Raw genomic sequence first — 19,597 nt, forward strand, 5'->3', positions numbered from 1 at the left:
CCCGGGCGCCGGGACATCCGATGGCGCAGCCGGGAGCGCGCCGGTCCGTCAGGCCGGCGGCCGGACGATCCTCGAACTGTGGGTACCGGCCGAGGAGTTGCCGGAGTTCAACCGCCACATCGTCGGCCCGATCCGACTCACCCACACCTTCACTCCGGAGCCGTGACCCGCGACCCGGGCCGGCGACCCGGGCCGACGGCAAATCCGGTGGGGGGTAAAGGGGTTGCGGTACTAGCGCGCTGGGGGCGGACTGCGCACGCGCGGGCGGCGGGGCGGGGCATGAGAAAGCGGCCCGCGCGCGGTGCGCGCGGGCCGGGGTGGGTGGATGGGTAGGTGACGGTTGGGGCGGAGGACGCGCTACGCGTCCGTCTTCTTCGATCGGCGGCCACCCTCGGCGGGCGCCGGACCGTCCGGCGGCTGCCACTCGGGGGCCTGGGCGAAGAAGACATTGATCCGGCCGACGAGCGTGCTGTACTCGGACGGGTTGAGCCCCACCCGGGCCTGGCGCAGCAGCGCCTCCAGCATGTGCCAGCGCTCGTCCACACGGCTCACCGAGCCGTCCACGAACGGTGCGGACTCCTCCTCCCGCTCCTTGGCCACGATGGCGCGCAGCGCGGTCGCGACATCATCGCGGCCGACTGCCTCCAACTGCTCCGGTTGCAGATCGACGACGCGTGCCATCCGGGCCACCGTGTCCGCCGGGCTGCGAAAGCTGACCTTCGAGCCGCCGATGGACTGGTAGCCGGAGACGATCTGCCGCCACCGGGTGTCGCTGATGTTTGCTCGCCGCGCTGCTTCTCGCTGCGAGATTCGTGATGCCACCAGGGCGGTCTTGATCAACTCACCCTCGGGCGGTGCGGCCGGGCGCTCAGTCATAGGACGAGCTTCGCACAACTACGCGCTCCGCGTCCAGTTCTACCCCGCTAGAACCCGAACCTACCCCGGACTGCCTGCGCATATGCACGTCAGTACGAGGCACAGTGCGCGTAGTTCGCACGGACTACTTGTGCAAAAGCGCTAGTACGCGCTAGTTTCTCCACATGACACCCCGCCCCCGCACCCGTCCGAGCAGGCTCCACCAGGAGCCCGAGGCGGTCACATGGGCACGCGAGAAGGCCGGGCTGACCAAGCGCGCCCTCGCCGATCTGGTCGGCATCTCCGAACAGCTCATGGGGGAGATCGAGTCCGGCTGGCGCAGTGCCACGCCGGCCAATCTCACGAAGATCGCCGAAGCGCTGAACTGTCCCCTGGTCGCCCTGGAACGCAAACGCCACACCGGCGGCACGGCCAAGTCCCCCGAGGACACCGGTTGACCGCCGACAGGACCGGGACGATCGCCGATTCCCGCGAACCCGCAGAAATGGCATATGCCAAAGTCGTGAGACGGGGGGTGTGCACCTGGGGGTTATCGGCCATCATGAGACGCGTAGGAATGCGGAGGCCGCAATCTTTAGGCGACAACGGCCTCCGCCGGCCGAACTACCGGTCGCTGACGTGCTGATGGATCCAGACTGCCATCTGGATGATGCACCAGGTCACGCGTAAGCGATCGATACTACGGAGCCTCCTCGGCTTCCGATGTTTCACTCGGTGCTGCTCCGTTCTCCTTACATCCGTACCGGGTGTACGGAGGAGGAAGCAGCGGACGAATGGCCGACCGCTCGTCACATTACGGCGAGCAGCCGTGCCATGTCCGGCAGTCACCGAAATGCCGGTGTCGGCGCAGGTCACCCGCATGCCACCGCGCACCGATCAGGCCGCCAGGCCCCCACCCGCGCACCGACCGACCCGCCGAAGCGCCCACAACGCGCGTCGGCGCGCGCGCCCACGCCCACTCCGAGGCCCCCGGCCGGACGGCACCGAGCCCCATCGCTCAGCCCGCGGCCCCCGCGATCCCCTCCGCCTCGACCGCCATCCGCATCCCGCCCAAGCGGCTGATCGACGCGTCCAGCACATCACCGGGCACGATCGGCCCGACACCGGGAGGCGCCCCCGTGAAGATCACATCACCGGGGTTGAGGGTCATCATGCGCGAGGCGTAGGAGATGATCCGCGGCACCGGAGTGATCAGATCCGAGGTGTTGACCTCCTGACGCGGTTCGCCGTCGCAGGTCAGCCGGATGTCGAAGTCGGCCGGGTCGCCCGCCTCGTCGCTGGTGGTGAGCCAGGGTCCCAACGGGCTGAACGTGTCGTAGCTCTTGCGGCGGGAACGGTCCGCCGGGCTGCGTACGGTGATGTCCAGGCCGATCGTGTAGCCGAGCACATGGTCGAGGGCGTCCTCGACCGCGATGTCCTTGCCGCCGGTGCCGATCACCACGACCAGTTCGGACTCGTGGTGGATCTCGCTGCCCTCGTCCAGCACCGCGCGCGGAAGCACGATGGGCCCGCGCGGTCCGGTGATGGACGACGGCGCCTTGAGGAAGACGTCGAAGTTCATCATCCACGACTCGACCTGCCCCAGCGTGCGCTCCTGCACCGAGTGCATCTCGTCCACGTGGGCCTGGTAGTTGCTGGCCGAGGCGATGATCTTCGTCGGGCCGAGCACCGGCGCCGCCAGCCGTACGGAGTCCAGCGGCAGCCGCGGGCCCGCGTCGGCCGCCGCACCCAGGGCGGGGGCGACCTCGGCGAAGTCCCGGCAGAGCCGGCGCCACCAGCCGGCCAGCAGCGGGTCGGGGTCGTGCGGCCAGGGCAGCGCGTGGGTCACGTCCACCACGGCGTCGCCGATGACGACGCCGAGCCGGTTGTCGTCGAAGAGGGCGAGTCTCATGAGCGCACCTGGTCCTGGTTCGTGGCGGCGGACGTAACCGGAGCAGCCGGGGTGGCCGGAACAGCCGGAGCAGCCGGCGTGGCCGGGGTGAAGACACCGGTCACCGACTGGGGTGCGGCCAGGGTCAGTTCGCGGTAGATGCCGAGCGCCCGCAGTACGGGGCTGTCGCCGATGCTGAACAGGTCGGCGCCCTCCGCGCTGGTGTGCTCGGCGGCGGCCCAGGACGGTACGACGAACATGTCGCCGGCCGACCAGTCGAACCGCTGACCGTCGATCACCGAGGAGCCGGAGCCGCGGTAGACGACGAAGACGGCGTTGCCGGTACGGCGGACCGGCAACGTGTGTGCTCCGGGGGCGAGTCGGTGCATGCCGCAGTTCATGGTCGGCAGCACGCTGGCGCCGGTCTGCGGGCTGACGAACTCCAGGCTCACCAGCGGCTCTGCGCTCTCGGCGGCCAGCCGGGTCAACTCCCGGTCGGTGTCGGTCCATCGGTAGACCAGCAGCGGGGAGTGCCGGCCGTCCACCACGTCGCGGACCGCGCCGCTGACGAAGCGCGGACCGGGTCCGGCCGTGGTCTCGGAACGGTTGTGCGGGGTCTCCTCCGGCTGCCGGAGGTCGGGGTAGGGCTCGAAGAAGACCGCGTCCAGCGCCTCGATCATCGGCAGGTCGAGCCCGTCGAACCAGAGCATCGGGCCGTCGCTGGTGCTGCTGTGGTCGTGCCAGTTCCACGACGGGGTGAGCACCAGGTCGCCGGGGTGCATGTCGCAGACGTCGCCGTCGACGGTGGTCGCGACGCCGTCCCCGGACAGGATGAAGCGGATGGCGCCGGGCGTGTGCCGGTGGGCCGGGGCCGTCTCGCCCTGGCCGAGGCACTGGATGGCGCCCCACAGGGTGCCGGCCGCGTAGGGCAGACCGCCGAGGCCGGGGTTGCCGAGGCTCAACACCCGTCGCTCACCGCCGCGTTCGACCGGTACGAGGCGCAGTGCACGCTCGGCGAGGTCGGTCAGCACGGGGGCGCTCCACAGCCAGGGGACCGAGCGGGGGCGCGGGGTGGGCGGCAGCAGGTTGCGGGTGATCGTCCACAGCGGATGCAGGTCCACGGCGGCCAGGTCCCGGTAGAGGGAGGCGAGTTGGGCCTCCTCGTCAGCCGGCGCCTCCCCACCACCAGGCGCCTCCCCATCGGTCGACAGCTGCTCTCCCGAAGGGAGTTCTTCCCCGTCCCGCGCGGACGCGGTCGTTCCGTACGTCATAGCGTCTCTTTCGCCTGCGCCGCGCCCGGCCGGGCCCGGCGGCAACGGTCGGCTCATATGGTCGAGTTCGCCACCGCGTCCATACGGCGGCGGACCTCCTGCGGCGGCAGTCCGATTCCGAAGCGGGCCACCGATTCGAGCAGCGAGGCACGCCGGCACCAGGCCCTGGCCCGGTCGGGGTCGCCCGCGACGGCCCGCATCTCGTCGTGGTTGGCCTGCCGCTTGGCCTCGTCGCGCTCGCCGATCCGCTCGGTGTTCTTCTTGGTGTCGGCCTGGACATACTCGACGGCCACCTGCCGCCGTACGAAGTTGAAGGCCGCCAGCTCGGCTTCCTCGTCGGCGTCGTGCTGGAGGATCCGGACCAGCCGGCGGGCCAGGTCGACGCCGTCGTGGATACCGCTGTTGAGTCCCACCCCGCCGAGCGGGCTGTTGATGTGGGCGGCGTCGCCGATCAGCGCGCAGGGGCCGAAGACGAACGAGTCCGCCACCCGCTGGTGCACGTGGTAGACCTGGTAGTCGATGATCGGGTAGCCGGACGGCAGCGGCGCGATGCCCTGCAACCGGGTCTGCATCTCGGCGGCGTCGGTGGCCTGCTCGTACGTCTGGTCCACCGGCACCGGGTACACCGCGCGCCAGGACTCCACCGTGCGCAGCAGGAAGAGCCATTCGTCGGGGTCGGCGACATAGTTGACGTCGGCGATGTCCGGGATGAGCGCGCGGAAGTCGGCCGAGGTGCTGGCGATCAGGAAGCGCTCGGGGTAGGTGAAGCCCTCGAACCGGGCGCCCAGCAGCCCGCGGGCGGTGCTGCTCGCGCCGTCGGCGGCGATCAGGAAGCTGCCGCGCAGGCTCACCTCGCCGGACGGTCCTCGGCCCGAGACGGTCACGCCGTCCGCGCCGGTGGTGATCGCGTCGGCGGTGACGCCGTAGTGCAGGGTGACGTTCGGGGCGTCCGTGAGCCGTTCGACCAGCATCCGGACCAGGTGCTGCTGGTTGAGCTGGAGCCGGTGCGGGTACTTTGTCTCGTCCTTGAGCACGCCGAAGTCGAACTCGGCGACCAGTCCGGAGCGGCGGTCGCGGTACTGGTAGCGCGGCACCGTCAGCCCCTCGGCGTGCATCTGTCCCGACAGGCCGAGATCGTCGAGCAGTTCGAGCGTCGGCGGGTGGAACGTCGACGCGCGCCAGTCGGTACGCGGCTGGGGTTCGCGCTCGATGACGTGCACCTCCACGCCTGCTCGGGCCAGCGCCCATGCCGCGGTGGCGCCGACGGGGCCGCCCCCCAGCACGAGTACGGGCAGCTCACGATGATTCGCCACGAATGTCATAGCCCAACCTTAGTGATTATTCCGCGCCTTGGAAGATTTGGCGCTACTATTCCTTCATGAAGAACACAATCCACGATGACCCCCACGTCCCCGCGCCTTACGAGCCGCAGGCGGGCCTGTCATCGGTCGACAACGCCCTTCAGTTGCTGCACCTCATCGGCGAGAGACGGGCCCTGCGCGTCGCCGAGGCCGCGGAGGCGCTGGGCGTCGCCCGGTCCACCGCCCATCGGCTGCTGACGGCACTGCGCCGGCAGAGCTTTGTGACGCAGGACAAGCCCAACGGCGTCTATCGGCCAGGCCGCGCCCTGTTGGAGATCGGACTCGCCGCGATCGGCCGGGTCGACATCCGGCACGCGGCGCGTCCGGTGCTTGAGCAGCTGAGCGAGCAGACCCAGGAAACGGCCAGTCTGCTGCTGCTGGAGGGCAATTCCGTCCGCTTCATCGACTGTGTCGAGGGCTCCCGGGCGGTGCGCGTGGCGACCCGTACCGGGATCGTGCTGCCGGCCCACTGCACGGCCGGCGGCAAGGCGATACTGGCCGCTCTGCCGAGCACCGACCTGGGCCGCCGTTACCCGACCCGGCAGTTGGACACCCGCACGCCCGCCTCCATCTCCACCTGGGGCGAGTTGGAGGCCGATCTGCGTGAGATCCGGGGGATCGGATACGCGATCAACTTCGGCGAGGGCGAGAACAGCATCAGCGCGGTGGGGACGGCGATCTACGACCTCATCGGCTATCCGCTGGCGGCCATCGCGGTGGCCGTCCCGAGGTCCCGGCTGGAGACCATCGAGCAGGCCAGGGCGCTGGCGCCCCTGGTGGTCCAGGCCCAGGCGTCGGTGAGCGAGGCGCTCAACGAGTCCGCCTGAGGGGGGAACCGTTGGCCGCGGCGGCGGCCTGGCACCTGCCGAGCCGCCGGTCACAGCGCGAACACCAATGACTTGAGCGAGACCGGGACCGTCCCGGACTTGGCCAGCACCGCGCCGACGTCCACATAGTCGAACGCGGTGCCGGTGATGCCGTCCACCGAGACGACCGGGGACGTCACACCCTGATCGAGCAGCAGAGCGCCGACGGTCTGCGCGATGTCGCCGTCGAAGAGCAGACACAGCGGCAGGCCCGCCGCGATCCGCTCCTCCAGACCGAGCCGTATCCCCGTGACGAAGGCGTCCAGCCGCCGGAAGCTCGGCGCACCGCTCCAGCCGAAGCCGAAGGCCAGCGCGTCGTCCGGGCCGACCGCCGACTCCGTGAGCCGCCGCCGGACCGCGGCCGCGACCAGCTCCGGGTCGACCTCCTCGGTCCACGCGAACTCCGGTCGCAGCACCCGCAGATCGCGCATCGGCAGCAGACCGGGATCGCTGACGTGCAGGGTGTTCCCGCTGACCTGCACGGTGTACTGGGACGCCCCGAGCACCGTCGCCCTGATCGCCCGCCCGCAGTCCTCCACCGGACCGGGCAACCGCCCCGCCCGCCCGGCCAGCGCACGCCCGAACATCGGCCCCAGATCGCCGAACTCCCTGGACTCGCGCCCGTAGACGTACTCGGCGACACCGCCGGAGAACAGCACGGCGTCGTACGGACCCCGGGCGGCGAACGGTTCGGTGAGCCGCGTCCAGTCGAGACCGTCACCGGGAACCGAACCGGGCGCGGACGTACCGAGCACCGCAGAGAGGACCTGGTCGGCCATCAGCGCGGCCAGTTCCGCCAGCCGGGACGGTGGGACGGTGTCCCCCAGCGACCAGTCGTGACCGAGCGCCGCCGCCAGACGGGCGCCCGCGGGTTCCAGCCGGACGATCCGCCCCGCGCCGTCGACCACGACCAGCCGTCCGCCCAGATGCAGCGCGGCGGTCTCCCGTACGGCGCCGGACTCGGCCACCGACAGCTTGGTGGTGCCGCCGCCCACATCGATGTTGAGCACCCGCCCGCCGCGCTCGCTCCTGGCCACCGCGCCCGAGCCGTGGGCGGCGAGCACCGCCTCCATGCCGTGCCCGGCGGCCGCGCAGATGAAGCGGCCGGTCCGGGCGGCGAAGAGGTCCGCGATGGCCCGGGCGTTGTGCCGCCGGGTCGCCTCGCCGGTGAGGATGACGGCGCCGGTGTCCACCTCGTCGGCCGAGACGCCGGCCTCCGCCAGCGTCCGGTCCACGAAGTCCCGCAGCCGCTCCTCGTCGATCCGCAGCCCCTCGGCGTACGGCGTCAGGACGACGGGCGACTCGTGGACGATCCGCTTCTCGACGACGGCGAAGGCACTGGACATCTCCCGTCCCAGCCGCCGCAGGGTCAGCCGGGACAGCAGCAACTGGCTCGTGGCCGAGCCGATGTCGATGCCGACGCTGGTGAGGACGATCTGATCCCGTTCCCACAGCGGGTGGTCGGGGTCGTCGGACCAGATGTCCACGGCGTGGTCGTCGTGATGGTGACCGTGACCGTGGCCATGGCTGTGACCGTGGCTGTGGTTGTGACCGTGGCTGTGGCCATGGACCTCGGCCGCGGCCCGCGTCCCCGTGTCGGTGTCGGACACCGCTCTCACCTCTCCCCGGTCGGCTCGTCCGCCAGACGGCGGTAGAAGCGCCAGGTGGACTCGATCAGCTCCGGCCGGGTGCGGCCGGTCCCGACGACGGACTCCTGGTCGGCCGCGTCGATCGGCCGCGGCTCACCGAGCTGGCGGGCCCGGAAGTTGAGCTCGGCCAGCTCGCTGAGCTTGATGACGTTCAGCGCCGCCTCCTCCGGTGTCTCCCCCGCGGTCGTCACGCCGTGGCCGCGCATCAGACAGGCGCCGCCCGACCCGAGCACCGCGGCCAGCTCGTCGCCCAGCCGGCGGTCCGTGACCAGCACGGCGCGCTGGTACGTCGGCACACCGCGGGCCAGCAGCCGCAGCGCGTACGGGTCATAGGCGCCGATCAGCGGCAGCAGCGGTACGTCGCAGACGCCGAAGAGCACCGGCATCAGCGGATGGACATGCGCCACGCTGCCGACGTCCGGGCGGGCCCGGTACACCGCGAGGTGGATGGCGACCTCCTGCGGAGGCTTCAACCCCGGTGCGCCGGAGAGCAGTTCACCGTCGGGACCGACCACCACCACGTCGTCGGCCCCGGCGAACCGCAGTCCGGTCTCGGCGGGACCGCGGGCCTTGACGGCCACGCTCCCGTCGGCCAGCCGCATGCTGACATGGCCGGCCGGCTCGCGGGTCAGGCCCAGGCGGCCGAGGACACGGCAGGCCGCGGCGATCCGCTCCGCCGCCGCGACGCGCTCGGCCGCCGGCGCCATCACACCCTGCCCTCGGCCACGGCCACCCGCGCCTGGCCCTGGGACACGTCGAACGCGACCTTGGCCAGGGCGGGGTCACGGATCAGACCCATCGGGTCCTCACCCGCCTGCACCAGCTCGATCTGCTGCCGCAGCAGCCGCCGGTACATCGCGATGCCCTTGTCCTCCGCGCCCAGCATCTCCTTGGTGCGGTCGTAGACGGCGCCCTGGGTCTCCCAGGCCATCCGGTCCTGGCTGGTGAAGGTGTCCATCACGTGGTCGCCGTCGGCGGTCATCTCCGAGGGCAGACGCACCACGCTGGGCTCCTCGTCGTGCACCCGCTCCTCGCCCGGCTGGTCGGGGCGCAGCCCGGCCCGGATGAGCATGGTGTGCTCGTCGTCCACCGGCACCCGCCAGTGCATCGCCTGGAGCGGGCCCTCGGGCAGCCGCAGGATGTTGGGGAAGACCAGCGGATGGCCGGTCTCCTCCTCCACCGCGCCGGTCTTGTCGCGGTAGACGCGGCGCTTGATGATGCCCCACTCGAACTGCTCGAAGGAGTACTTCTCGATCGGGCGGTAGTAGTAGCTGCCGCGGTCGATGCCCTTGACGTGCATGGTGTGCCCGTGCAGCCAGAAGGTGTGCACGGTGTCGACGGCGTTCTCCATCGGCTGGAGCCAGTTGCACTGGAGGTCCTGCTCCACGAAGAGCGTCAGATGGCCGTCGCGCCGGTCGAGCACGTCCCACTGCGGCAGCACCGGCGGCTCGCCCGGGCCCATGTAGGCGAAGACGATGCCGCGGTAGGCGCGGACCGGGTAGCCGGCGATCTTGGCGCGTTCGCGGGCCCGCCGGTTCTCCTGCTCGAAGGGCTGCTCCAGACACTGGCCGCTGCTGTCGTACTTCCAGCCGTGGTACGGGCAGCGGATCGCGCAGCCCTCCACGAAGCCGTAGTACAGCGAGACCCGCCGGTGGGCGCAGGACTCGGCGACCAGGGCGTGGGTGTTGTCGTCGGTCAGATAGAGGACCAGGTCCTCGCCCAGCACCCGGATGCGCTTGGTGCGCTTGTCCGGGGACAGGTCGGCGGTGAGGGCGACCGGCTGCCAGTAGCGGCGCAGCAGTTCACCGGCCGGGGTGCCGGGGCCGACCCGGGTGAGGAATTCGTTCTCGGCTTCACTGATCATGCTTGCTCCTGTTGGTTCCGCAGGGCCTGCCGCAGCATGGCGGCCACACCCTGTCGGAGGTCGTCGCGCTCCCCGGGCCCGCCGTGCGACGCCCAGGCGTCCGCGAGGCGGCGCAGATACGGCTCGGCGTCGCCCTCCGGCAGGGTCTCGATGAGCGGTTCGAGGTCGCGTTCCAGCTCTTCGAGCCAGACCCAGGTCCGGTCGTCGGCCGGGGTCCAGCCGAGCCGGGCCTGGAGGGCGTTCAGATAGCTCCAGAAGTCGACCGACAGCGTCGACGCGTCGGCCGCGATGTGGAAGTCCTCGTCGAAACGGCGTTCCAGGGCGACCATCTCGCCTCCTTCCTGCGGGGGTCGGGTCCGGTCAGCGGGTCTGCCGGGCGGCCTTGGCGTAGACCTCGTCCATCCGGCTGGTGGCGCCGTGCTTCGCCAGTTCGGCCTCGAAGGTGGCGCGGACCGAGGGGTCCTCGTCCCGGTACTCGATCTGGTCGCCGCCCTCGGTGGTGGGGCGGTCGATCAGGAACTGCCGGAACATGGGGTACTTCTTGCTGCCCCAGCGCAGGGCCATGTAGCGGGCCGGGGTGGGGCCGGTGTTGAAGTGCTGGTGGAACCACTGCTCCGGCGGCACCACGATCGAGCCCGCCCGCCAGTCGACCTTGCGGACCGGCTCGCCCTCGCGCCACAGCAGCGAGAAGCCGGTGCCGCCGAGGATGATCACATGGGCGCCGGCGTTGTGCCGGTGGGCCTTCTTGTAGGTGCCGACCGGGAACTGCGAGACATGGCCGCACAGGCTGTTGTCGGCGATCTCCAGCATCACGTTGCTGCCGCCGGCGCCGCGCGCGTCCCACGACTTGAGCTCGATGCCGGCCGCGTCCGGGATGAACCTGCTCTCCCAGACCCGGGACTGGTACTCGGTGCCGGCGCCGCTGAAGTCGTCCTTTCCGGCGCCGAACCGGTCGGTGAAGTCGAAGTCGCAGTCGTAGACGAAGGCCCGGTTGTGGAACAGCCGCATCACCAGCGGGGCGCTGGTCACGGTGTAGAAGCGGGCGGGCTGCGACCCGCTGCTGTTGAAGTGCCGGGCGTAGGCGTTGAGCGGGACCGAGAAGACGCTGCCGGCCTTCCACTCGAAGCGGGTACGGTCCCCGGCGGAGTTCCACACCTCGGTCAGTCCACGGCCGGCCACCACATAGGTGATCTCCTCGTAGAGGTGCCGCTCGGGCGCTATCTCCCCGCCGGGGGCGATCTCGATGATGTGGGCGTCGTTGACGTCCTCGGCGCCCTCCAGCCGGGCGACCGCGGCACGGCAGCCGCGCCGTGCCCAGTCGCCCAGTTCGACGGTGTTCAGGTCTTCGATGAACAGCCCTTCGACGACCTTCAGCCCCTCGTCCGTCAGCCACTGGTCGTATGCCGTGGGGCGTTTGATCGTGGGCAGTTCGGTTTCGGCCACCGTCATCTGAATGTCTCCTTGCTGAATGGTTGGCGCGCCGCGGTCAGTTGGAGCCGATCAGGCTTTTGATGAGCGTGGTCGCCTCGCCGACGCCCTTGGTCAGGAACTCCCACGAGTTGGTGTCGAAGTACGTCTGGCCGGGCTTGGGGACCTCCCAGGCGGGCAGGTCGGTCGGCGGCGCGACGTCCACGCGGGTGCTGGCGCTGTCGTAGGCGGTGTTCCACGCCTTGTTGCCGTCGGGGCAGGCCAGCCACTGGGCGAGCAGCTTGGCGGCGTTCGGGTGCGGGGGCTTGTTGGAGACGGCCAGGAAGCCGAAGCCGCTGGTGGTCTGCTCCAGGTCGGGGGCGACCACCTCGATCGGCAGCCCGTCGGCCATCGCCTTGCTGACGTCGAGCTGGCCCAGTGCCAGGGCGACCGCGTACTTGCCCCTGGACAGGTCGTCGGTGCCCTGCCGGGAGTCGGTGATCAGCACCGGCTGCTGGTCCTTGTAGAGCGCCTTGACGAAGGACTCGCCGTAGGCCGGGTCGGACTGGAACATGCCGACGTTGTAGATCGAGCCGCCCGGGGTGCGCGGGTCGATGATGGCGATCTTGCCCTTCCACTTCGGGTCGAGCAGGTCCTTCCAGCTGCTGATCTCGCCGGACTTGACCTTGGCGCTGTTGATGACGATCGGGACGCTGACGTACTTGCTGATGCTGAGGATCTGCTGGTCGGGGTCGACGAACGGGACCTTCCCGCCGAGCCACGACTTCGGGTCGAGCTCCTGCGGGGTCAGTACGTCGGTGAGCGGGGTGAGCCAGCCCTGCGCGTGGTAGCTGTTGGCCATGGTGTCGGCGCCGCCGACGAACACGTCCTGGGAGTAGATCCCGGCCTTGCGCTCGGACTGGAGCTTGGCGGCGTTGTTGCGGCCGCTGGTGCCGATGTAGTCGAGGGTCACGCCGTAGGTCTTCTGGAAGGCCTGCGGCAGCTGCTGGCGGATGGTGTCGGTGGGCGAGCCGGACATGACGACCTTGCCCTCCTTCTTCGCCGCCGCGACCAGCGCGCCGGTCGGGGACGGGCAGAGGCTGTTGACCTCGCCGGTCGTACCGCCCTTGGCGGTGGAGTCGGAACCCGATCCCGAGTCGGAACTCGAACCGCACGCGGTGGCGGCGAAGGCGACGGCGATACCGGCGCAGATCAGCTTCCAGTTGCGGTGAGTGCTGTGTCTCTTGATGACGCACCTGCTTTCGTTGTGGAGCGCGGGGACGTTGGGGGAAGGCCGCCGGTCGTCCGGACCCGGCGCTTCGGCTTGCGCAGCCGGCCGCTGGTGACCGCCCTGGCCAGCAGCGCCACTCCGACCGTGATCACGCTCATCAGCACACCCAGGACGGATGCCTGTTCGAGCGCGCCGCTGGTGCTGTACTCCAGCAACAGCAGGGACAGCGGCCGGGAGTTGTTGCTGCTCAGGAGGACCACCGTGCTGACATCGCTGACGGCGGCGTTGAAGGTGAGGATTCCGGCCGCGGCCACCGAGGGGCCGAGCAGCGGGAAGAGGATGTGGACGTAGGCGCGCAGCGGGCTGGCGCCGCAGATCCGCGCCGCCCGGTCCAGATCGGGGCTGATCTGGAGGATGGCGGCCTTCAACTGCTGCGTGCCGGTGGCCATGTGGCTGATGACCAGCGCGATGACCAGGCCGAACAGATTGCCGTAGAGCACGGTGCGCAGCGGGGTGCCGAGGTAGACCCACAGCAGTCCCAGGCCGAGCAGCATGCCCGGTACGGCGGCCGGCAGCCAGGCCATCACATCGATGCCGCCCCGGGTGGGGAGTTGGCTGCGGACGACGGCGAAGGCGACCGCGAAGTAGACCAGGACGCCGATCAGGGTGGCGAACAGCCCGATGAGCAGGGTGTTGCGCACCGAGGACGCGAACAGGTTGTCCTCGAAGAGCGCCGACCAGTGGGCGGTGGTGAAGGGGTGGGTCAGCTGGAAGAAGCCGAACCGCCGCATCAGCGAGCCCACGACGATGGCGCCCATCGGGAGCACCACGGCGACGAAGGTGTAGAGCCCCAGCACCCCGGCGACCACCCAGCGGCGCACCGGGCCGAGCCGGATCGGCTCGTCGTTGAAGGTGTGCGCGCCGACGGTGATGTAGCTGCGGTTGCGGGTGGCGTACCGCTGCATGATCGCCAGCATGACCAGGATCGGGATGAACACCGAGCCCAGCGCGGTGGCGACGCCGAAGGCGGGCGGGGACGCCTCCAGCCAGTTGTAGATCTGGGTGGAGTAGACGTTGAGGCCGATCGGCGTGCCCAGCAGCAGCTCGATCTCGAAGGTCTTGAGCGAGTAGACGAAGCTGAGCAGCGCGGCGGCGACGATGGCCGGGCGCATCACCGGGACGGTGATCATCACCAGGGTCCGCAGCCGGCCGGCCCCGCAGGTCTGCGCGGCCTCCTCCATCGACCGGCTCATCCGGCGGAAGGCCGGCACCAGCAGGATCACCATGATCGGCACCGTGGTGGTGGTCAGGTGGTCCCAGACGATGCCCCAGTAGCTGTAGATGTTGAACGGGCCGTTGGTGACGCCGCCCAGTCCTGGGATGTCCCTGACCAGTTGGTTGAGGGCGCCGTTGGCCGGGTCGAGCAGCAGGATCCAGCCGAGCGTCATCGACAGCGGGGGGATGAAGAACGCGAACCAGAGGAAGACCTCGACGATCCGGCCGCCCGGCATGTCGGTCCTGGCGATCAGCCAGGAGATGACCGTGGCGATCACGATCCCGATCAGCACCCGGGGCACGGCCAGCCGTACGGTGTTCCAGCCGGAGCGCCACAGCGCGCCGTCGCCGAACGCGGTCCGCCAGTTCTCCAGGCCGTAGTGGGCCGGGTCGCCGGGGCCCGCGGTGTTGAGGCTGTTGACCAGCAGCAGCGCGATGGGCACCAGCGTGACGGCGGCGACCAGCAGCAGTACGACCACTCCGGCCGTCCGCGAACCGCTGGAGCGGCGGGCCCTGATCAGCCTGCGCACGGGTCCGGGCAGTTCCTCGCCCTCTTCGGGGGCCGATGTCGGCAGCAGGCCGGTCACAGCGGCCACACCATGGTGCGCTGGGGGTCGACCTCGATGACGACCTCGTCGCCCGGCCGGTGCACGACCCGGCGCGGAGCGTCGAGCAGTACGTTGGAGCCGCCGATGTCGAGGACGTACTCGAAGCTGTCGCCGAGGTAGACCGAGGAGAGCACCCGGGCGGCCACCTGGTTGGGTCCCGTTTCGCCGGGGCCGCGCGGCTTGATGTCGACGTCCTCGGGGCGCAGATGGACGCCCACCCGGTCGCCGGCGCTCAGCCCGGCCGGCGGCTCCACGCCGACGATCTGCCCGACCCGCTGTCCGCCCTGGTCGAGTATCACCCGGCGCTGCTCGGCCTCGCCGTCGAGCACGCCCTCGACCACGATGAGCCGGCCGAGGAAGTCCCGTACGAACGGGGTCTTCGGGCGCTCGTAGAGGTCGGTCGGGCGGCCGATCTGCTCGATCTTCCCCTTGTTCATCACGGCGAGCCGGTCGGCCATGGACAGCGCCTCGTACTGGTCGTGGGTGACGAAGAGCATCGTGATGCCCAGCTCCTGGTTGAGCCGGCGGATCTCGCGCCGCATCTGGGTGCGCAGCTTGGCGTCCAGGTTGGACAGCGGTTCGTCGAGCAGCAGCAGGTCGGGGGTGTAGACCAGGGCCCTGGCGAGCGCCACGCGCTGCTGCTGGCCGCCGGAGAGCAGGGTGGCCGGCCGGTCGGCCATCGCCTCGAGTCCGGTGACCGCGAGGATCTCCTCGACCCGGCGGCGGCGCTCGGCGCGCTTGACCCGGCGCATCCGCAGCGGGAAGGCGACGTTCTGGGCCACCGTCATGTGCGGCCAGATCGCGTAGGACTGGAAGACCATCGCGATCTCGCGCTTCTCCGACGGCAGGAAGGTGCCCTGCCGCGCGTCGGCGAGCGTGCGGCCGCGCATCGAGATCGAGCCGCCGTCGATCTTCTCCAGACCGGCGATCATCCGCAGCGACGTGCTCTTTCCGCAGCCGCTGGGGCCGAGGAGGGCGAAGATCTCGCCCTGCTTCACATCGAGGTCGATGTGGTCGACGGCGATGACGTCGTTGAACTTCCGGGTCATGCCGGTCAGCTGGAGCTGAACGGCCGGGTCACCGGACGGCTGCTCCACCGGATCTGTGGTCGGGCCCCTGAGGGGGCGGTCCGGCGTGGTCGCCCTCATAGACATCTGCGCTCCTCGGATCTGTCCTGGGCGGCTGACCGTCGCCAGGAATCCTTCGTAGAGAAATGGACGCTCTGTAGGTTCTGGTAAGGGGAATTGATGACTCAGAGGTCCAGTGCGAGCAGCTCCGAGGCCGACCGCCCGACGCAGATCATCATCGTGTCGCCGCGCTTGCGCTCCTCGTCGGAGAGCACGGTGTCGTGGTGCTCGGGGACCCCGGCGAGCACCCTGGTCTCGCACGATCCGCAGTAGCCCTCCTCGCAGGAGAACCCCACGTCGGGCGCCACGTCCCGGACCACGTCGAGCAGGGTCCGGTCCGGCGGCACCTCCAGCGTCAGTCCGCTGCGCCGCAGTTCCACGGTGAAGCCGGCCGCCCCCGCCGCCGGTCCCGCCGTGGCCGGCGGTACCCCTGGCGGCGCGCCGAACCGCTCGACGTGCAGTGCCTGCGGCCGGCCCGCGCACGCCCGGGTGACGGCCGCGACCATGCCCTCGGGACCGCAGCAGTACACGGCGGTACGGTCGGGCGCCGCGGCCACCAGGTCGTCGACCGGCAGCAGTCCGTCCTCGTCCTGCGGCGCGAGGTGTGTCCGCCCGGCGCCGAGGTCCGTCAGCTCGGCGGTGAACGCCATGGTCGCGCGCGAACGTCCGCCGTAGTACAGCTCCCAGGAGGCGCCGGCCGCGGCGACCGCGCGGACCATGGCCAGGATCGGGGTGACCCCGATCCCGCCCGCCAGGAAGAGATAGTGGGGGGCGTCCACCAGCGCGAAGTGGTTGCGCGGGCCGCGCACCTGGAGGGTGCGGCCGACCAGCGCCGAGTCGTGCACCTCGACCGAGCCGCCCCGGCCGCGCTCCTCGCGGAGCACCGCGACGGTGTACGTGTACGGGTCGTCCGGCGGTCCGCACAGCGAGTACTGCCGTACGGTGCCGCTGGGCAGCTTCAGGTCGATGTGCGCGCCCGGCGACCACGGCGGCAGTTCGCCGCCGTCCGGGTCGGCCAGGGTCAGCGAGACCACGCCCACGGCCTCCAGCCGGACCTGGCGGACCAGCAGCTGCCGGGTGTCGAAGACGGCCTGTTCTGTCATGACGCTCAGTCCGTACCGGCGGGCCGGAAGCCGTAGATGTCCAGGGTGAGTTCGCCCTCGGCGATCCGGCGCATGTAGCCCGCCTCGGCGGCCTCGCGCGCCCGGCCGGCGGTCAGCACCGCGTCGGCCGACGCCCAGGGGATCACCACGACGCCGTCCGCGTCGGCCACCACCAGGTCGCCCCGGCGGACCGGTACGGCGCCCAGCGTGATCGGGTCGCCGACGGTCCCGGAGTCGTCCTTGGCCGTGGTGCGGACCGCGACCGAGGAGCTGAAGACCGGGAAGCCGCGGTCGCGCAGCTGGTCGGTGTCGCGCACCCCGCCGTCGATCACCAGCCCCAGCACGCCGCGCGCCTGGGCGGCGACGGTGAGCACTTCGCCCCAGTAGCCGCAACTCTCCTGCCGTCCGTCGACCACCAGCACGTCGCCGGGTTCGGCGAGTTCGAGGGCGAGGTGCAGCGGGAGGTTGTCGGCGGGGCCTGTGGTGACCGGCAGCGCCCGGCCGACGACCACGGCGCCGGACCAGACCGGACGGATACGCGGCGGCAGGAAGCAGTTGAGCCCGGACGCCTCGTAGAGCGTCGCCGTGCCCAGCCGCAGACAGGCGGGGGTGTCCAGGCCGTCGAGGCCGGCGGAGCCCTGAGGGATGCTCGGGCCGGAGGCGGGGGATGCGGCGGTCGTCATGCCTGGCTCCTCTGCAGCAGGTGGTAGCCGTGCGCGGCGCGGGCGGCGGCCAGCGTGCGGCCGGCGAGCACGTCCTCGACGATGCGCGACTCGCGTTCGTGGATGCCCCGGCAGACCTCGGCCAGTTCGTCCTCGACGTCCGGCGGCACGGCGATCGCGCCGTCGTCGTCGGCGATGATCAGCTGGCCGGGCAGCACCTGGACGCCACCGATCCCCACCGGGCACTGCACATCGCGGACCTCGACCCGGTCCTTGCCGGTGCGCATGTAGCGGCCGCGGGTGAAGAGCGGGTAGTTGAGGTCGAGCGCCCGCCGTACGTCCCGGCAGACTCCGTCGATCACCGTGCCGGCGATCCGCCGGTCGTCGGCCATCGCGGTGAGGATGTCGCCCCACACCGTGCAGTCGGTCCGGCCGGAGTTGTCGAGCACGGCCACCTCGCCGGGCTCGACGTCGTCCAGGTAGTCGCCGACCGTGCCGGCCGGGTGCCCGGCGGCGACGTAGGAGACGGTGTAGGCGCGGCCGAAGATCGACATCCCGTTGGCGAGCGGGCCGATGCCGAGCAGACAGCCCTCCCGGCCGAGCCGGTCAAGCGCGTCGGCCACGGTGGCGGTCGAGTAGCCGCGCAGCGGGTGCGCGGGGGCGGCGGGCGCCTGGGCGGCGCGTTCGTCGGTCACGAGCCGGACTCCTCGGTAGCGGGGAACTGACTGTCGTGCATCACTTCGGAGACCGGACGTCCCCGGTCGACGGAGTCGGCCATGCCGGCCTCGCGCGCCACGATGCGTTCGGCGAAGCCGACGATCCGCGGGGCGTCGGGCCCCGGGACGAAGGCCACTCCGTTGCCGTCGGCGATCACGTAGTCGCCCGGCCGTACGGTGACGTCGCCGAACTCCACCGGCTCGTCCATCGCGTGCTGGACCACCCGGCCGCGGGCGCTGATCGGCACCACGGCCCGGGCGAAGACCGGCAGGCCCAGCTCGCCGCTCTCGGAGGCGTCCCGGCAGGCGCCGTCCACCAGCACTCCGGCGATCCCCCGGGCGACGGCCGCCCGGCTGAGGATGCCGCCCCAGCAGGACACGTCGAGCCGGCCGTCGTTGGCGATGACCAGTACGTCCTGCGGGCCCGAGGCGTCCACCGCGGCGGCGCCGACATGGCCGGCCGGCCGGTCGGAGCGGCGCGGGCCCACCTGGACGGTCCGCACCCGGCCGGCCACCACCCGGTCCACCGGCCACACCGGGCGCGGGCCGAGCACGACGGTGGACAGGCCGTACGCGTCCAGCGCGTCGGAGACCGCGCAGGAGTCCAGGGCCCGCAGCCGTTCCAGCAGGGGGTCCGTCCCGTCGGGCGCGGATGTCCCGTCCGTCGTCATCGTGTCTCCTCCGGACGGTCGTCCTGCCAGGTCATGAAGGCCATCGCGCAGCCGGTGCCGGCCTCGGCGCGGTAGCAGGGCTCGTAGCCGACCAGCTCGGCCGAGAGCGGGGAGGAGTGCAGCGCCCCCGCGACCACGATCCAGTTGCGCATCTCCGAGGTGCCCGACCGCAGCACGGCGTCCGGCAGCGCGCGCAGATGGTCGGCGTCCCGGCCGGCCAGCGCGGTGAGGAAGGCCCGGTCCAGCTCCTCGTCCACCACGAAGTGGCTCAGCCCCCCGGAGGCGACGATGCCCACCCGCAGGTGCCCGGGGAAGCTCCTGATCGCCTCGCCGAGCGCGACTCCGAAGTCGAAGCAGCGGGCGGCCGACGGCGGGTTCGGCTCCCAGAAGGTGTTGACGAAGACCGGTACGGTCGGCGGGATGTGGTCCGCGTCGCCGGCGAGCAGCTGCTCGAAGATGAAGCCCCAGCCGTGCGGAATGCCCGAGTTACCCCATTCACCGGGCGGCAGGTTCCGGGACGCGGCCGGGTCGAACCCGGCGGCGGAGGTCCGCTCGATCAGATGGCGGGCCAGCGCCGCGTGGCCGGGCCGTACGGTACTGCGCTCGGGCACATTGGCCACCTCGGCGACGGCAAGACCGGGCTTCATCCGGTCCAGCTGCTCCTGGGTGAAGGGCTCGTGCCGCATGGTGTCGCCCCAGTAGAAGGCGAACTGCGGCAGCAGCGCGTCGTCGAAGACCTCCTTGTGGTCACTGCTGACCACGACCAGGACGTCCAGCTCGGCGGCCACGATCCGGCGGCCCAGCTCCTCGATGTCGGCGCGGCAGGCCGCGTGACGGCGGCGGCGCACCTCCAGTGCGCACTCGTCCGCGAAGCCGGGGGCGCGCAGCGCGAGCAGGTCGTCGTACGCGTACTCCGTGCCCCGGTAGACCAGCGCCTTGTTGGCGCGGTCGGCCTTGGCCCGCAGTCCCCAGTCCTCCGGCGCGGTGTTCAGCAGCGGTCCGTGGGAGGTGCCCACGCCCAGTACGAGTTCGGCCATCGC

The 19,597-nt window shown here is 71.1% G+C and carries 20 protein-coding genes and 1 pseudogene; 4 read left to right on the top strand and 17 right to left on the bottom strand.

The genetic code is table 11. The features are described from left to right. Positions 1 to 40 precede the first annotated feature (40 nt). Positions 41 to 166: pseudogene (locus OHA30_RS15865) on the top strand (ADP-ribosylation/crystallin J1); the annotation flags it as partial. A gap of 191 nt (positions 167 to 357) precedes the next feature. On the opposite strand, the gene OHA30_RS15870 reads toward OHA30_RS15865, so the two are convergent. Beyond that, positions 358 to 876 carry a helix-turn-helix domain-containing protein gene (locus OHA30_RS15870; RefSeq protein WP_328914489.1) on the bottom strand — a complete coding sequence of 173 codons (519 nt, stop codon included), beginning with the start codon at positions 874 to 876 and terminating at the stop codon, positions 358 to 360. Between the two features lie 164 nt (positions 877 to 1,040). Between OHA30_RS15870 and OHA30_RS15875 the strand changes: the two genes are divergently transcribed. Next, positions 1,041 to 1,313, top strand: a complete 273-nt coding sequence (locus OHA30_RS15875) for a helix-turn-helix domain-containing protein (RefSeq protein ID WP_328914490.1) — start codon at positions 1,041 to 1,043, stop codon at positions 1,311 to 1,313. 560 nt (positions 1,314 to 1,873) lie between these two features. Here OHA30_RS15875 and OHA30_RS15880 read toward each other — a convergent pair. From OHA30_RS15880 to OHA30_RS15890, 3 genes are read right to left on the bottom strand one after another with little or no spacing between them, the layout of a single operon-like run. Next, positions 1,874 to 2,767 carry a fumarylacetoacetate hydrolase family protein gene (locus OHA30_RS15880; RefSeq protein ID WP_328914491.1) on the bottom strand — a complete coding sequence of 298 codons (894 nt, stop codon included), beginning with the start codon at positions 2,765 to 2,767 and terminating at the stop codon, positions 1,874 to 1,876. Further along, positions 2,764 to 4,017, bottom strand: a complete 1,254-nt coding sequence (locus tag OHA30_RS15885) for a cupin domain-containing protein (RefSeq protein ID WP_328914492.1) — start codon at positions 4,015 to 4,017, stop codon at positions 2,764 to 2,766. The genes OHA30_RS15880 and OHA30_RS15885 overlap by 4 nt, the downstream gene beginning before the upstream one ends. 53 nt (positions 4,018 to 4,070) lie before the next feature. Beyond that, positions 4,071 to 5,339, bottom strand: coding sequence for an FAD-dependent oxidoreductase (locus tag OHA30_RS15890; protein WP_328914493.1), 1,269 nt, complete (start codon positions 5,337 to 5,339; stop codon positions 4,071 to 4,073). 56 nt (positions 5,340 to 5,395) lie between these two features. On the opposite strand from OHA30_RS15890, the gene OHA30_RS15895 reads away from it, so the two are divergent. After that, positions 5,396 to 6,205, top strand: coding sequence for an IclR family transcriptional regulator (locus tag OHA30_RS15895; protein ID WP_328914494.1), 810 nt, complete (start codon positions 5,396 to 5,398; stop codon positions 6,203 to 6,205). A 50-nt stretch (positions 6,206 to 6,255) separates the two neighbouring features. On the opposite strand, the gene OHA30_RS15900 is transcribed toward OHA30_RS15895, so the two are convergent. The 6 genes from OHA30_RS15900 to OHA30_RS15925 are packed head-to-tail and all read right to left on the bottom strand — an operon-like array spanning position 6,256 to position 12,203. Then, entirely contained in the window at positions 6,256 to 7,854 is a 1,599-nt protein-coding gene (locus OHA30_RS15900; RefSeq protein WP_328914495.1) for an ethanolamine ammonia-lyase reactivating factor EutA, read from the bottom strand. A 5-nt stretch (positions 7,855 to 7,859) separates the two neighbouring features. Then, a complete protein-coding gene (locus OHA30_RS15905) occupies positions 7,860 to 8,600 on the bottom strand; it encodes a class II aldolase/adducin family protein (RefSeq protein WP_328914496.1) in 741 nt (246 codons plus the stop codon). Continuing rightward, positions 8,600 to 9,757: an aromatic ring-hydroxylating dioxygenase subunit alpha gene (locus OHA30_RS15910; RefSeq protein WP_328914497.1), complete on the bottom strand. Its 1,158-nt coding sequence runs from the start codon at positions 9,755 to 9,757 to the stop codon at positions 8,600 to 8,602. Before OHA30_RS15910 ends, OHA30_RS15905 begins: the two co-directional genes overlap by 1 nt. After that, on the bottom strand, positions 9,754 to 10,086 hold the full coding sequence (locus OHA30_RS15915) for a hypothetical protein (RefSeq protein WP_328914498.1): 333 nt from the start codon (positions 10,084 to 10,086) through the stop codon (positions 9,754 to 9,756). The genes OHA30_RS15910 and OHA30_RS15915 overlap by 4 nt, the downstream gene beginning before the upstream one ends. Before the next feature lie 31 nt (positions 10,087 to 10,117). Next, complete coding sequence (locus OHA30_RS15920; protein ID WP_328914499.1) at positions 10,118 to 11,206, bottom strand: cupin domain-containing protein; 1,089 nt, start codon at positions 11,204 to 11,206, stop codon at positions 10,118 to 10,120. Between the two features lie 37 nt (positions 11,207 to 11,243). Beyond that, complete coding sequence (locus OHA30_RS15925; RefSeq protein ID WP_328914500.1) at positions 11,244 to 12,203, bottom strand: ABC transporter substrate-binding protein; 960 nt, start codon at positions 12,201 to 12,203, stop codon at positions 11,244 to 11,246. On the opposite strand from OHA30_RS15925, the gene OHA30_RS15930 reads away from it, so the two are divergent. Further along, complete coding sequence (locus OHA30_RS15930; protein ID WP_328914501.1) at positions 12,202 to 12,396, top strand: hypothetical protein; 195 nt, start codon at positions 12,202 to 12,204, stop codon at positions 12,394 to 12,396. The two genes, OHA30_RS15925 and OHA30_RS15930, sit on opposite strands and share 2 nt — an antisense overlap. Here the strand turns inward: OHA30_RS15930 and OHA30_RS15935 are convergent. From OHA30_RS15935 to OHA30_RS15965, 7 genes are all read right to left on the bottom strand, one after another. Continuing rightward, positions 12,377 to 14,257: an ABC transporter permease gene (locus OHA30_RS15935; protein ID WP_328914502.1), complete on the bottom strand. Its 1,881-nt coding sequence runs from the start codon at positions 14,255 to 14,257 to the stop codon at positions 12,377 to 12,379. The genes OHA30_RS15930 and OHA30_RS15935 overlap by 20 nt on opposite strands. Further along, a complete protein-coding gene (locus tag OHA30_RS15940) occupies positions 14,254 to 15,432 on the bottom strand; it encodes an ABC transporter ATP-binding protein (protein WP_328914503.1) in 1,179 nt (392 codons plus the stop codon). The genes OHA30_RS15935 and OHA30_RS15940 overlap by 4 nt, the downstream gene beginning before the upstream one ends. A 98-nt stretch (positions 15,433 to 15,530) precedes the next feature. Next, positions 15,531 to 16,508: a PDR/VanB family oxidoreductase gene (locus tag OHA30_RS15945; RefSeq protein ID WP_328914504.1), complete on the bottom strand. Its 978-nt coding sequence runs from the start codon at positions 16,506 to 16,508 to the stop codon at positions 15,531 to 15,533. A 5-nt stretch (positions 16,509 to 16,513) separates the two neighbouring features. Next, positions 16,514 to 17,191: a 4-carboxy-4-hydroxy-2-oxoadipate aldolase/oxaloacetate decarboxylase gene (locus OHA30_RS15950; RefSeq protein ID WP_328914505.1), complete on the bottom strand. Its 678-nt coding sequence runs from the start codon at positions 17,189 to 17,191 to the stop codon at positions 16,514 to 16,516. After that, positions 17,188 to 17,865, bottom strand: coding sequence for an RraA family protein (locus OHA30_RS15955; RefSeq protein ID WP_328914506.1), 678 nt, complete (start codon positions 17,863 to 17,865; stop codon positions 17,188 to 17,190). Before OHA30_RS15955 ends, OHA30_RS15950 begins: the two co-directional genes overlap by 4 nt. Further along, positions 17,862 to 18,557, bottom strand: coding sequence for an RraA family protein (locus OHA30_RS15960; RefSeq protein WP_328914507.1), 696 nt, complete (start codon positions 18,555 to 18,557; stop codon positions 17,862 to 17,864). Before OHA30_RS15960 ends, OHA30_RS15955 begins: the two co-directional genes overlap by 4 nt. Next, the gene (locus OHA30_RS15965) at positions 18,554 to 19,594 is read right to left on the bottom strand and encodes a hypothetical protein (protein WP_328914508.1); all 1,041 of its coding nucleotides are present in this window, start codon (positions 19,592 to 19,594) and stop codon (positions 18,554 to 18,556) included. The genes OHA30_RS15960 and OHA30_RS15965 overlap by 4 nt, the downstream gene beginning before the upstream one ends. Between the last annotated feature and the right edge of the window lie 3 nt (positions 19,595 to 19,597).

Source organism: Streptomyces sp. NBC_00223, assembly GCF_036199905.1.
Taxonomy (GTDB): Bacteria; Actinomycetota; Actinomycetes; order Streptomycetales; family Streptomycetaceae; genus Actinacidiphila.

Bases quoted from the DNA above. Each gene is read 5' to 3' on its own strand.
- OHA30_RS15870 (WP_328914489.1), bottom strand. From the start codon at position 876: ATGACTGAGCGCCCGGCCGCACCGCCCGAGGGTGAGTTGATCAAGACC.
- OHA30_RS15875 (WP_328914490.1), top strand. From the start codon at position 1,041: ATGACACCCCGCCCCCGCACCCGTCCGAGCAGGCTCCACCAGGAGCCC.
- OHA30_RS15880 (WP_328914491.1), bottom strand. From the start codon at position 2,767: ATGAGACTCGCCCTCTTCGACGACAACCGGCTCGGCGTCGTCATCGGC.
- OHA30_RS15885 (WP_328914492.1), bottom strand. From the start codon at position 4,017: ATGACGTACGGAACGACCGCGTCCGCGCGGGACGGGGAAGAACTCCCT.
- OHA30_RS15890 (WP_328914493.1), bottom strand. From the start codon at position 5,339: ATGACATTCGTGGCGAATCATCGTGAGCTGCCCGTACTCGTGCTGGGG.
- OHA30_RS15895 (WP_328914494.1), top strand. From the start codon at position 5,396: ATGAAGAACACAATCCACGATGACCCCCACGTCCCCGCGCCTTACGAG.
- OHA30_RS15905 (WP_328914496.1), bottom strand. From the start codon at position 8,600: ATGGCGCCGGCGGCCGAGCGCGTCGCGGCGGCGGAGCGGATCGCCGCG.
- OHA30_RS15910 (WP_328914497.1), bottom strand. From the start codon at position 9,757: ATGATCAGTGAAGCCGAGAACGAATTCCTCACCCGGGTCGGCCCCGGC.
- OHA30_RS15915 (WP_328914498.1), bottom strand. From the start codon at position 10,086: ATGGTCGCCCTGGAACGCCGTTTCGACGAGGACTTCCACATCGCGGCC.
- OHA30_RS15920 (WP_328914499.1), bottom strand. From the start codon at position 11,206: ATGACGGTGGCCGAAACCGAACTGCCCACGATCAAACGCCCCACGGCA.
- OHA30_RS15930 (WP_328914501.1), top strand. From the start codon at position 12,202: ATGACGACCTTGCCCTCCTTCTTCGCCGCCGCGACCAGCGCGCCGGTC.
- OHA30_RS15925 (WP_328914500.1), bottom strand. From the start codon at position 12,203: ATGTCCGGCTCGCCCACCGACACCATCCGCCAGCAGCTGCCGCAGGCC.
- OHA30_RS15940 (WP_328914503.1), bottom strand. From the start codon at position 15,432: ATGTCTATGAGGGCGACCACGCCGGACCGCCCCCTCAGGGGCCCGACC.
- OHA30_RS15945 (WP_328914504.1), bottom strand. From the start codon at position 16,508: ATGACAGAACAGGCCGTCTTCGACACCCGGCAGCTGCTGGTCCGCCAG.
- OHA30_RS15950 (WP_328914505.1), bottom strand. From the start codon at position 17,191: ATGACGACCGCCGCATCCCCCGCCTCCGGCCCGAGCATCCCTCAGGGC.
- OHA30_RS15960 (WP_328914507.1), bottom strand. From the start codon at position 18,557: ATGACGACGGACGGGACATCCGCGCCCGACGGGACGGACCCCCTGCTG.
- OHA30_RS15965 (WP_328914508.1), bottom strand. From the start codon at position 19,594: ATGGCCGAACTCGTACTGGGCGTGGGCACCTCCCACGGACCGCTGCTG.